The sequence below is a fragment of the Kineococcus rhizosphaerae genome (genome assembly GCF_003002055.1).
Classification (GTDB): domain Bacteria; phylum Actinomycetota; class Actinomycetes; order Actinomycetales; family Kineococcaceae; genus Kineococcus; species Kineococcus rhizosphaerae.
Window position 1 is genome coordinate 1 of sequence record NZ_PVZF01000030.1, and the last position, 11240, is coordinate 11240.

Annotated in this window: 7 protein-coding genes; 4 read left to right on the forward strand and 3 right to left on the reverse strand. The window is 69.7% G+C overall.

The features are described 5' to 3' along the window. Positions 1 to 231: 231 nt before the first annotated feature. Positions 232 to 1581 (forward strand): IS30 family transposase, encoded by a 1350-nt coding sequence (locus CLV37_RS26045; protein WP_425433638.1) that lies wholly within the window; start codon positions 232 to 234, stop codon positions 1579 to 1581. 90 nt (positions 1582 to 1671) lie between these two features. Here CLV37_RS26045 and CLV37_RS26050 read toward each other — a convergent pair whose 3' ends face one another. Together CLV37_RS26050 and CLV37_RS26055 are read right to left on the reverse strand one after the other, a co-directional pair. Beyond that, on the reverse strand, positions 1672 to 2610 hold the full coding sequence (locus tag CLV37_RS26050; RefSeq protein ID WP_106215657.1) for an ATP-binding cassette domain-containing protein: 939 nt from the start codon (positions 2608 to 2610) through the stop codon (positions 1672 to 1674). A gap of 163 nt (positions 2611 to 2773) precedes the next feature. Further along, positions 2774 to 3463: a hypothetical protein gene (locus CLV37_RS26055; protein WP_106215658.1), complete on the reverse strand. Its 690-nt coding sequence runs from the start codon at positions 3461 to 3463 to the stop codon at positions 2774 to 2776. Between the two features lie 1020 nt (positions 3464 to 4483). On the opposite strand from CLV37_RS26055, the gene CLV37_RS26060 reads away from it, so the two are divergent. The 3 genes from CLV37_RS26060 (at position 4484) to CLV37_RS26070 (ending at position 8088) form a co-directional block, all read left to right on the forward strand. Further along, positions 4484 to 6262 carry a hypothetical protein gene (locus tag CLV37_RS26060; protein WP_106215659.1) on the forward strand — a complete coding sequence of 593 codons (1779 nt, stop codon included), beginning with the start codon at positions 4484 to 4486 and terminating at the stop codon, positions 6260 to 6262. Between the two features lie 368 nt (positions 6263 to 6630). Beyond that, positions 6631 to 7158 (forward strand): helix-turn-helix transcriptional regulator, encoded by a 528-nt coding sequence (locus tag CLV37_RS26065; protein WP_146149610.1) that lies wholly within the window; start codon positions 6631 to 6633, stop codon positions 7156 to 7158. A 126-nt stretch (positions 7159 to 7284) separates the two neighbouring features. Continuing rightward, positions 7285 to 8088, forward strand: a complete 804-nt coding sequence (locus CLV37_RS26070) for an LGFP repeat-containing protein (RefSeq protein ID WP_106215661.1) — start codon at positions 7285 to 7287, stop codon at positions 8086 to 8088. A gap of 256 nt (positions 8089 to 8344) precedes the next feature. On the opposite strand, the gene CLV37_RS26075 is transcribed toward CLV37_RS26070, so the two are convergent. Then, positions 8345 to 11056 (reverse strand): hypothetical protein, encoded by a 2712-nt coding sequence (locus CLV37_RS26075; RefSeq protein ID WP_170127519.1) that lies wholly within the window; start codon positions 11054 to 11056, stop codon positions 8345 to 8347. Between the last annotated feature and the right edge of the window lie 184 nt (positions 11057 to 11240).

Genomic DNA, 11240 nt, shown 5'->3' on the forward strand with positions numbered 1-11240 from the left:
CCCCGGTAGGCCCGTACCCGCTGCTGCTGTCGACTGCCCCACACCATTCAACGCCTCCACGATCGAGGTGTTGCGACGACCGGTTGAGTCCGTCCAGGGTGGATTCAATCGGTCGTCGCAACACCTCGAGCAGGAGGTGCGCGGATGGGCGCGAGGGTCAAGACGTCTACGACGGCGTTGCCGGGGGGTGGGCGGCGCCAGTGGGCCGCGGACCGGGCGTTGCGGCCGGCGATGCGGTCCCCGGGTAGGCCGCAGCCGTCGCGGACGGTGCAGCGGGCGTTCTGGCGGTTGATCGCCGAGGGATTGTCGACGGAGAAGGCGTCGGCTGGGGTTGGCGTGTCCTGGCCGGTCGGATTCCGCTGGTTCCGCCACGCTGGCGGCATGGCACCGATGAGTCTGGATGAGCCCACCGGACGTTACCTGTCGTTCGCTGAGCGGGAGGAGATCGCGTTGCTGGTGGCCCAGGGTGAGGGAGTGCGGGCGATCGCCCGCCGCATCGGCCGCGACCCAGGCACGATCTCGCGGGAACTGCGGCGCAACGCCGCGACCTGCAGTGGAAAGCAGGTCTACCGCGCCGGCGTGGCGCAGTGGAAGGCGCAGGAGGCCGCGAAACGTCCCAAAACTGCCAAGCTCGTCGGTAATGATCAGCTGCGCGACTACGTGCAGGACCGGTTGGCAGGGAAAGTCCGCCGGTCCGATGGCACCGCCGTCTTGGGTCCGACGCCGCCGACGTGGAAGGGGCTGAACAAGCCCCATCGTCAGGACCGGCGCTGGGCGACGGCGTGGAGCCCGCAGCAGATCTCTCACCGCCTGCGGGTCGACTTCCCCGATGATGATTCCATGCGCGTCAGTCATGAGGCGATCTACCAGTCGTTGTTCATCCAGGGGCGCGGCGCGCTGAAGCGCGAGCTCGTGACGTGTCTGCGTACCGGTCGGGCGCTGCGTGAACCGCGGGCGAGGTCGCGGAACGAGGCGCAGGGTCATGTGACGTCCGACGTGGCGCTCAGCCAGCGACCGGCTGAGGCCGCCGATCGTGCCGTTCCGGGGCACTGGGAAGGTGATCTGATCATCGGAACTGGGCGTTCTGCGATCGGGACGTTGGTCGAACGTAGTAGCCGCTGCACGCTGTTGGTGCACCTGCCCCGCTTGGAGGGATGGGGTGAGGTTCCACCGGTGAAGAACGGGCCCTCGCTCGGTGGTTACGGAGCTGTGGCGATGAACGCTGCACTGACCGCGTCGATCTCGCGACTGCCCGAGCAGCTACGTCAGACGCTCACCTGGGACCGGGGCAAGGAGTTGTCTGGGCACGCGTTGTTGACGCTGGCGACCGGGACGAGGGTGTTCTTCGCTGACCCGCATTCGCCGTGGCAGCGGCCGAGTAACGAGAACACCAACGGGCTGCTGCGGCAGTACTTCCCCAAGGGCACCGACCTGTCGCGATGGTCGGCTGAAGACCTCGAGGCTGTCGCTCTTGCGGTCAATGGCCGCCCCCGGAAGGTTCTTGGTTGGAAGACTCCTGCTGAGGTGTTCGAGGAGCAGCTACGATCGCTGCATCAGTCCGGTGTTGCAACGACCGATTGAACCCGCCGTGTCTGCCTCGGTCCAGGGCATGTCGGACTGCCTGTGCAATCCAGTCTCTGGACCTGGCTCTGTCCCTGCTGTCGGTTGCTGCTACTCGCGAGGTGCTGCAGACGCTGCGTGGGCGGTCATCCGCATGAAGACGTCTTCCATCGTCTCGTGCAGCGGCGTCAGCTCGTGCAGCTCCACGCCGCTGCGCAGCGCGGCCTGAGCGAGCAACGATGGGGTGATGCCGTGGACGATGAGGCCACCGCCGTCCGCCGCCTTGACCCGACTCTGAGCACGTTGAGCCTCCGAAAGCTCGGTGTACAGCGTGCGCAGAAGCGCCCGCAACTGATCGACCTGAGGCGAACGCACCAGCACCCCTCGTGAGCCGGCGCGCTGCAAGAACCGAGGCGTCGACTCATCGGCCAACAGTCGGCCGCCGGCGATCACGATCAGGTGGTCAGCGGTCAGGGCTACCTCGCTCATCAGGTGCGAGGACACCAGCACCGCGCGTCCCTGGTCTGCGAGGCGGCGCAGCAGGGTTCGCATCCAGAGCACGCCGTCGGGATCCAGGCCGTTGACCGGCTCATCGAGCATCACCGTGCCCGGATTGCCCAGCAGAGCCGCACCCAATCCCAGCCGTTGAGCCATGCCCAGGGAGAAGTCCCCGATGCGCCGACCCGCGACGTCTTCGAGGCCCACCATGTCCAGGACCTGCTCCACCTGGCGGGAGGAGATGTCACCGACGGCGGCCAGGGCGCGGTAGTGCTCGCGCAGGGTTCGGGCGGGATGAGCCCCTCGAGCATCCAGTAGTGCGCCCAGCACGCTCATCGGCTGCCGGTGCTGCCAGTACGGCAGGCCGTCGACCAGGGCGGTGCCGGCGGTGCAGCGCTCCAGGCCCAGGATCATCCGCATCGTCGTGGTCTTGCCTGAGCCGTTCGGACCCAGGAAACCGGTGACCTTCCCTTGGGCGACGGTGAAGGAGAGGTCGTCAACCGCGGCGACGCCCCGGCCGTAGATCTTGCTCAGACCCTCGACCTCGATCACGGCGCCACACTCTGCGCCCGATCCCGGCTTGCGTCCAAGCTTCCACGGCACCTCGCCCGGAGAGCACCATCTCCTGGCCTTACAGGCAGAACCTGTCGTGAAGTGGAGCCGACGCCCTCATCTGAGCGGTCTCGAGTGCCGCTGGCCGGCGGCGACGGGCATTTCACCGCTCGTCGCCGCCGGCCACCTCAGCGCTGGGTCGGACCGCGGACTGGGCGGCCTTCTTCGCCGCCCGGCGCTGACTGAGCGGGTTGATGATCTGCCAGACGAGCCGGTCGCTGATGCCGGCCAGCTTGGCCAGCTGCGGCTGGGTGCGTCCCTGCGGGTTGGTGTAGGACGCGGTGTACATCCGTCGGACCATCGCGTTGCGTTGCTCGGTCAGCGCGGCCTTCTTCTCCTGTGCGGCGACCGCGGCGACGCCCAGTTCGACCAGGCGCTCTTCTTCCTCGGGCAGGTGCGGGAAGCCCATCTCCTGTGCGCGGGCCGCGATCTCGTCGCGCGAGGCGTTGCGCAGCCACCGCGGCTCGGGAACTTGCAGTGCGCGGCGCCGGCGTTCGGCCCATGAGGTGGTGGTGACTCCCAGCAGGGGAGCGAGGTTGAAGCGCGAGCCGTCGTAGAACTCTGAGGAGAACGCCGCGGCCACTGCCCGCTGCATGGTCGTCTTCTCCAGATCGAAGGCCTCGTTGGTGAGCCGGCCGATCTCGATCAACTGCTCCTCTTCGGACTTGTCCTGCAGCTGCGCCATGACGTCCTGCACTTCGCGTTCGGCCTGCGCGCGCAGGCTGACGCGGTCGGGGCTGGGGTTGACCGGCCGGCGGCGGCGGTCGACCTGGGGTTCGGCAACGGTGTTCATCTGGACTACCTCGCGAGATGGGGGGACTGTACGAGCCTGTTCGTGCTGCGCCGAGGCGTCAGCGGACGTCTTCGCCGCCGGGTCAGCAGGGCTGCGCCGCGTACGGGCCCGGGTCGATGCTGCAGCGCCGCGACGCGCTGACTCTGTCTTCCTCTCGGCCGCCATGTCCCTCTCCGCTTCAGCTTCGCTGAGGATCCATTCCTCAAGACTGCGGCAAACACTAACACGCACACTCATCTGTGCGCGATCTTCGAATGCAGTCAACGTGCGACAGGGTCGGTAAATACTAGCGCCCGCACCGAACTTGTGGTAGGCATGATGCGTGCAGGATCAGCTGAGTCTCCCCGGTGCCTCCTGGCGCCCGTCGCCGGAGACGCCCCCGATGCCACCGGGCGCCGTCGCGCGTGCGCGCGCCAAGGGGCGGGCATGAGCATCCCGGCTGCTTCCTTCACCGACCGAGAAGGACACGAAGCCCTGGCCCGTCCCGACGACTGGGACCTCTGCCTGAGCTGCGGCGCACCCTGCTGGCTCCTGTTGGACGGCTTGCCGTTCCATCCCGAGCACTGGGTGCAGACCATCGCCACCGACCGCGAGCAGATGTGGGAGCGCCTGCAGCAGTGGCGTCAGAACAACCCCGATGAGTACCGGGCCCGCCTGGCCCGCGCTGCCCCGCCCGCCGCTTCGCCTGCTGTGTCTTCTGCCACCTCGTCCGCCGGTCCGCGCCCCGCTGACAACCCGGCCCCGGCACAGACCGCGCGAGCTGGCCGACCCGCCGCCACTGAGACCATGAGCCCGCCGCGGCGTGCGACCACGGCGTCGTCCGAGGCCCCGTCTGGAGCTCCATCTGGGGTCTCGACGACCGGTGCGCCACACTCGTCCCGCGCGCGTGGGTCTCGGGTGCAGGGCGCCGGTGCCCGGGGAGCTGGAACTACGTCCCGCACCGCCGGGACTGCTCGACCCGGGGCCGCGCCGGCGCCTGCGTCCGCCTTCCGCGCCGTCGCGGCGCTCGTCGACGTCACCATGGCCTGGTTGCCCGACGGGTCGAGCGTCCCGCTCGAGCAGCCCATCCGGCACCTCGGTGACCTCGAGGCGTTGGGCCGGTCGCTGCGGCTGGGGTCCCCGCCGGTGCGCTGGCGCACCACGGCCGAGGCAGGCCAGATCGTGCCTACCCCTGCGCTGTGGCGACAGCTCGGCGTCGACGTCGAAGCGATCCCGACCCGCGAGGACAAGCGCCGGACCTGGCTGGAGGAGCTGAGCCGGGACCTGCCGGCGTTGTCGGACGCGGCCGCGGAGGGCTGGGTGTTCGGCGACGGCCGTTCGGCCCCTCAGCTGCGCGGCATCACCCGTCTGCGCCGGGCCGGCGCTGAGCGCGGGGAGGTCGCCGTGCTGTGCCTGCAGGCCATGGACTCGACCCTGCCCACCGGGGACGCAACGGCTGTGATGGGCGGGGCTGTCGCTCCACGCAGCGAGCATCCCTCGGTCACCGCACGCCGGTTGCAGCTGTTCGCCGAGGCGGTCGGAATCCCGTTCCGCGGAGCCATCTCCACCGGCATGGATCTCATCGAGTTGGTCACTCCCCTGGAGCGCAAGAAGCAGTGGGAAGCTGTCGACTACTCCGGCATCGGGCCGGCGAACATCGGCATGCTCGACGGCGTCTTCAACTGGACTCGTCACCCTCACGCCGAAGAGCAGCGGCTCGGGTACGTTCACGCCTTCGACCGCAACGGCGCCTACCTGGCCGCATGCTCCTCGGTGCTCCTGGGCCTGGGGCGCCCGCAGCTGTACGAAGACGGCGTCGCCTTCGACGAACGCCGCGCGGGATGGTGGCTGATCGAGGTCCCCGCCCACGAGGACTGGCGCTGGCCCTCGGTTCTGGACCCCTCCGGCCGCAGCGCCGGCACCCAGCAGTGGGTGACCACGACGACCCTGGCCTACGCGGTCAAGGAGCAGGGATTCACCCCGCAGGTGCACCGGGCGTGGCTGTGGACCGCCGAGCAGTCCACCCGCGTTCTCGAGCCCTGGTACCGGGTGCTGCGCGATGCCCGAAACGTGTTGCTGGACAGTGACGACCAGCAGGCGCCGGTGGTGCTGGAGATGGTCAAGCAGGTCTACAAGCGGACCAACGGGTGGTTCGCGGCCTCGGCGGCAAAGGGCACCTCGGCGTTCCAGCCGTACTTCCACCACGCGATCCGCGCGGCCAGCAAGGTGGGGATGCTGCACACCGTTAAGGCCATCGGTGCCCAGAGCGGGACGTGGCCGTTGGTGGTAGCCGACACCGACGTGCTGGCCTACGCCAGCGCTGAACGTGACCCGGTGGCCGGCTGGCCCGGGCGTGATGAGGGCAAGACGCGGCTGGGCTCCAAGCTCGGCACGGGCCTGGGTGGGTACAAGCCGTACCGCAGCGGCACGATGAGTGAGCAGTTGCCGTTCCTGACCGGCACCGGCTGGGGCGGACGTGACGCGCTGCAGGACGTCCGGGAGTGGATGGCAGGTCCTGCGCCCGTGCAGATCGAGACCTCGGCTTCCCCCGCGAGCCCCGCGGGCCCCGTGAGCACTGCCCGGGAAGGAGCGGGTGCCGCGACGGCCTCTGCTGCGTCGAGCCCAGAGCAAGCCGGCGTAGGTGTCGGAGCCGTCAGCGACGATGTCCCTGATCTCGTTGACCGCGGCCGTGTGGATGAGGCGCAGGCGGGTGCTGGGAACGTGAGCATCGAACAGGTGGGCAGTGATCGTGTGGACGGCGAAGACAAGGACAAGGACGAGGACGGGCCCGGACAGATGACCTTGCTGGGTGAGTGGTGAGCCCGCGCTCGCGCCGGCGCAGTGGGGACCAGGAGCCGCCCCGCCGCGGCACCGGCTCGCGTCGCACCGGCTCGCGCGGTACGGGCAGCGGGGCAGGCTCGCGCTACGAAGCGGTGCCTCTGCCGGGGATGCCCACCCCACCGCAGTCGGGCTCGCCCGTTGCTCCTGCTGCGCCCCCGGCCTCGTCGGCGCGGCCCGGGAACGCCTCCACCCGTGGCGCCGCCAGTTCGTCAGGGTCTGCGGCTCGCGGCCGCCGCGGTGATGGCCGTGCCACCCCGCGGGTCCAGCGCCCCACCACCACCCGCAGCGGATCCCCGCTGCCGCGACCCGACCCGCAGCAGCTGAAGTCAGCGGCCACGCGAAGCGCCATGGCCGCTTTCGCCGGAGTGCAGCCGCCGAACAACAGTCAGGACGTCGGTCAGATGCTTCGCTCGGTGTACGGGGCCTCCAGCCGCGACCCGCAGCGTCCGGACCTACGCGCGGCGGCCGCCGATCTGGGCTTGTCCCCTCGTCAGCTGCGTCGGTGGGTCAGCGGGGAAAGTCGCCCACGGGCGAACAACCCCAAGTTGCAGCGGCTGCAGCGTCTGGCCCGGACCGCGCTGAACTCTCGTGCCGGCCGGGCCCGGGCCCTGGGTGCGCGCCCGGCGGTCCCGCCGACGGCCACGCCGACCGTGCGGGTCGGCGGGGTGCAAGGTGTCGTCTCCAGTAACGACGACGCCTACCGCGACCGGACCGTCGAGTTCGACCTCAGTCCTGAGGAGTACGCCGAGCTGCAGCAGTTGTGGGTCGAGCACGGCAGCGCGGGGATGGTCGATGGACTGCACGCCCTGGCGGATCAAAACTACTACGACAACTGGCACTTCCAGAGCATCGACAGCTTGCAATGGGGTAGATGACCTGTGTCCTGCCCGTCCTGCTGGAGGCTGTGAGGCACAGTGGCCCCGGGGGTGTGGGAACGCTCAGGATGCCCCACCTACCAGCAGGTCCGGAGAGCAGGGAAGGCCGCGGCGGTACAGTGAGGCATGAGATTCCTTCGCGGCATTGCCGCTGCCGGGGCCGCAGCGCTGGCCCTGTCAATCGCTCCGTCGGCAACTGCCGCACCGACACAGCTCCTGGCGACGAGCTACCCCGTCACCGGTTCCTTCGGTGATCTGTGGCGCTCTTCAGGTGCTGAGAACGGCTTCTTGCGCCAGCCCACTTCGGGTGAGGTACCCATCCGTGGCGGTGTTTTCCAGAACTTCCAGGGCGGCACCCTCTACTGGACGCCGACGACGGGAGCTCACTCCGTCTCCGGTGACTTCCTGCGGTTCTACGCCGGTCAGGGCTACGAGAACGGTTTTCTCGGATACCCGCTGACGCAGGAAGTGCCGATCCGCAACGGCGTCTTCCAGGTCTTCCAGGGCGGCGTGTTGTACTGGTCGCCGGACGTCGGCGCCCACAGCGTCTCGGGTTCGTTCCGTGAACTATACGGGCAGTTCGGCTACGAAAACGGTGAGCTCGGGTACCCGCGTTCGCAGGAGCTCCGGTCTCGTGCTGGTGGCGTGTACCAGCAGTACCAGGGCGGCGTCATGTACTGGTCCCCAGAAGAGGCCGAAAGCGGACCTCATGTGGTGCGTTCGGCGATCCTGATCGAGTACGGCCAGGCGGGCTGGGAGAACGGGTGCCTGGGCTACCCGCTCACCAGTCAATACTCCTACGAGGGCTACTCCACGGTTCAGGAGTTCCAGGGTGGGATGATCTGGGCGCCCCCGGGTGAGGAGCCTTTCGTGGACCTCTGGCCGGACGAGTCGGGATACAGGATGTCCGGCCTCTACCCGCGCTGCTGACATCTCACCAAGGAGGGCCTGTCCACGGCGGACAGGCCCTTCTTGATGTGTCCGCGCCCGGCCGCCGATCAGTGAGCCGGCAAGTAGTGAGGGGCCGCGGTCAGGACGCGCAGGTGAAAGCACGGGCTCGATCCATGCTCAAGCCTTGTCCGTCAGATCACCGCGTGTGCCCACGGCGTCAGCGTGACCTCAACGCCCGCGTGGTGGTCAGATCCACCTTCCCATCCACAGATCCAAAGGGCCCTCAGTGCAGTAGTCAGCTGGTCTGGTGTCGCTCGTCAGCGCGCCCGGACGTCGCTGGACCCGGCGCTGAGGAAAGAAGCACCGAGAGGGTTCCCACCGGACTGGCGGGTGCACCTTCTGCTTGAGCAGCAGAGGCGACGGCGAGAGGTTTCGCCGGCGATGAGGGCGGGTCCGTGACGGCCCACGCCGGCGGGTTCTGTCCCGATGGGGGAAGAACAGTGATCAGCAGCGGCCCGCGGGGGCGAAGGCTCAGTGCCTGTTCAAGATCGCCGGCGGACAACCGGATCGGCTCCAGCGGTCCACGCTCTGCGTCGAGGCCCGTCGGGCGCCGACCGCCGGCGCCTCCTCGGCCCACGTCACCCACGACGTCAGTGGTGGGGACGGACCGCGAGCGCCGGGTAGAGGTGGGGTCGGTCGTTGCCGGCGCGGCGGGTGCGGCGGTGCTGGTCGGGACCAGCCGCAGCCGTTTGGTGGTGGTCCCGGCGTCGTCGGTGACCTCGAGGTGGCCATCAGAGCTGCAGCGCAGAGTCATCGCGCTGGGGGATGCGTCGTTGGACAGTGCGGTGGGTAGCGCGGCGGGGGGTGCGGTGCGGCTGGGGCCGCCCCTGCTGGTCTGCTGCAGGTCGCGGGTGAAGGCGTGGGTCAGGGACCGGGCGGTGCGTGCCAGGCCGGTCCGCTGGTTGTCGCTGAGGAGCAGCTGCGGCAGGTCAGAGCTCGGTGGTGTCCAGCGCACCGGCGGGTACCCGCGGTCGGAGGTGCAGGCGATCGTGATGCTGCAGGCCACGGCCGGGTGCGACGACGTCGAAGCTGAGGGCTCCGGCCGTGCCGACCGCGCCGCGGAGGAGGATGCGGGGCCGGTGTACAGACGCACCCGGTTCTCGGTCACGGCCAGGGTGAGTGGGGCGTCCTGGTCGAAGTGCGCCAGGGCGTCGACGCCGGCGCGCAGCAGATCCGCTGCGACCAGGACGTGCGCGGCTGGGCCGGGCCAGGCGATGCCGGTGGCCCAGTCGCTCAGTCGGCGTCCGTCGGTGGAGGTCAGGTGCACCGCGGAGTCCGAGGGTAGGTCGATGTGCACGCAGTGCAGCGGCGGTGGGCTGACCAAGGCGCCGAGGTCCGGGCGTTGGTAGGTGCTGGTCGCGGCCAGAGCACGGACGTAGGAGGCGAGGATTCCGGCGGGCACGGTCAAGACGTCCTGCAGCTCGTGGGTCTGGCGGGTCTGGCGGGTCTGGCGGGTCTGGCGGGTCGTCTCAGAAACGGCCTCAGGGTGGATGGGACCTGCGACCGTGGGTAGGACCTGCTCGCGACGTTGGGCACCGCGTCCGCTACCCAGGACCAGGTGCCCGTCGCGCAGGCCGACGTCGAGGGGAGCCGCGCGCCGTCGGCGGCCGGCCGCGGGGGTGTTCTGCGCACGGGCCAGGGCGGCCAGCAGTCGGATGGTCGCGGTCTGCAGCGCATCCCAGCTCACGACCGCGCTCAGCAGCGAGGAGCGTGAGTGCTTCAGCTCAAGGTCGACGCTGGCCGCCACCTCGTGGTCGTGGGAGCTCAACCGCAACGACGTCTCACGCGCCTGCAGGTGGATCCCGCCCCGGGCCGCGACGTCGTCGCTCACTCCCGGCCCCAGGGCTACCAGCGCCGCCTTCAGGTCTGCCACGCTGGCGCCGGTAGCGCGCCGGCCTCCGCGCGAGGTCTGTCGGGTCTGTGCGGTCCGGGGGGTCTGCGGGGCGGGGGTGCTCGTCGTGGAGGCGGCCGAAGAGGCAACGGTGCCGGCTTGGCTGCCTTCGGCGGCCGGGTGCGCGGGCTGCTCAGGCTCGTCGGCCGCGCCTTCCTGCAGGGGCAGCTCGAGCGCTGCCGCCCCGTGCAGGAGGCTTCGATCGCTGACTCGTCGCCCGCGAACTCCGGCCACTCTGGCCATCGCGCTGAGGTTGGGCAGCGGGGCGCTGCTCAGCCAGCTGTCGCTGTGCCCCTTGGGCATCAGCTGGGGGTTGACCAGTACCCGCCACCAGGCGATGTCCAGCATCAGGGCATGACGGATCAGGACCGCCTCGAACCGGGTGGCGGTCTGCAACCCGTCCTGGACCAGCCATCGGCCTCCGGCGCTGGTGGCCGGGCGCGGTTGGGCGCGCAGCAGAGCCTGCAGACGATCGGGGTCGTGGACGATGACGCCGGCGCGGGTGATGCCCAGGTCCGGGTGGGCCACGACGAGCACCAGGTGCGGCTGCAACCAGCCCCGCCGGGCCCAGGTCGTCATCCGCGAGCTCATCAAGGTCTCATCCAGCGGCCCCGCCGGGTGCTGCGCACGGTGCGCCTCGACCTCGCCCAGGCCAGCATGAGCGTTGCGCGCGTCGGCTAGTTGCCGCTGCAGCACCTCAGCGCGCGGTAGAAGCGCGGCACGCAACCGCTCCGCGGCCGCCGGAGAGGGACGGGCCTGCCCGGACAGCCATCGCTGCACCTGCCGCGACGACATCTGGACCGCTGCGGCCACGGCATCGGTGTCCAGGCGGTCACGTCCGTCGGTGGTGAAGGTCAACCGCGCCGCCGAGCGCAGCTCATCCAACGTCCACGCCCGCCCCGGGACAGACGTTGAGGCCTGCGGCCGGATCCTGGTGCTGGACGCGTCGCCTGCGGGCGGTTGAGACACGCCGCGAGCCTGCGGTGACATGAACTGCCTCCTGGTCGTGGGATCAGGCCGGAGCTCGTCCTGTCTAAATAATACTAACGCCCCCACTCTATAGGTGACAAGCAGACGTGGCGGTCACAGCCTGCCCGATCCGATGCGCTGGGCTTGAAGGGGGAAGCGGGTCGCGCCGGGGAATTGGACGGACTCAACCGGTCGTCGCAACACCTCGATCGTGGAGGCGTTGAATGGTGTGGGGCAGTCGACAGCAGCAGCGGGTACGGGCCTACCGGGG

What these genes read in the sequence shown, in the direction of transcription:
- CLV37_RS26045 (WP_425433638.1), top strand. Translation starts at nt 232, where the DNA reads ATGCGGTCCCCGGGTAGGCCGCAGCCGTCGCGGACGGTGCAGCGGGCG.
- CLV37_RS26055 (WP_106215658.1), bottom strand. Translation starts at nt 3,463, where the DNA reads ATGAACACCGTTGCCGAACCCCAGGTCGACCGCCGCCGCCGGCCGGTC.
- CLV37_RS26060 (WP_106215659.1), top strand. Translation starts at nt 4,484, where the DNA reads ATGGCCTGGTTGCCCGACGGGTCGAGCGTCCCGCTCGAGCAGCCCATC.
- CLV37_RS26065 (WP_146149610.1), top strand. Translation starts at nt 6,631, where the DNA reads ATGGCCGCTTTCGCCGGAGTGCAGCCGCCGAACAACAGTCAGGACGTC.
- CLV37_RS26070 (WP_106215661.1), top strand. Translation starts at nt 7,285, where the DNA reads ATGAGATTCCTTCGCGGCATTGCCGCTGCCGGGGCCGCAGCGCTGGCC.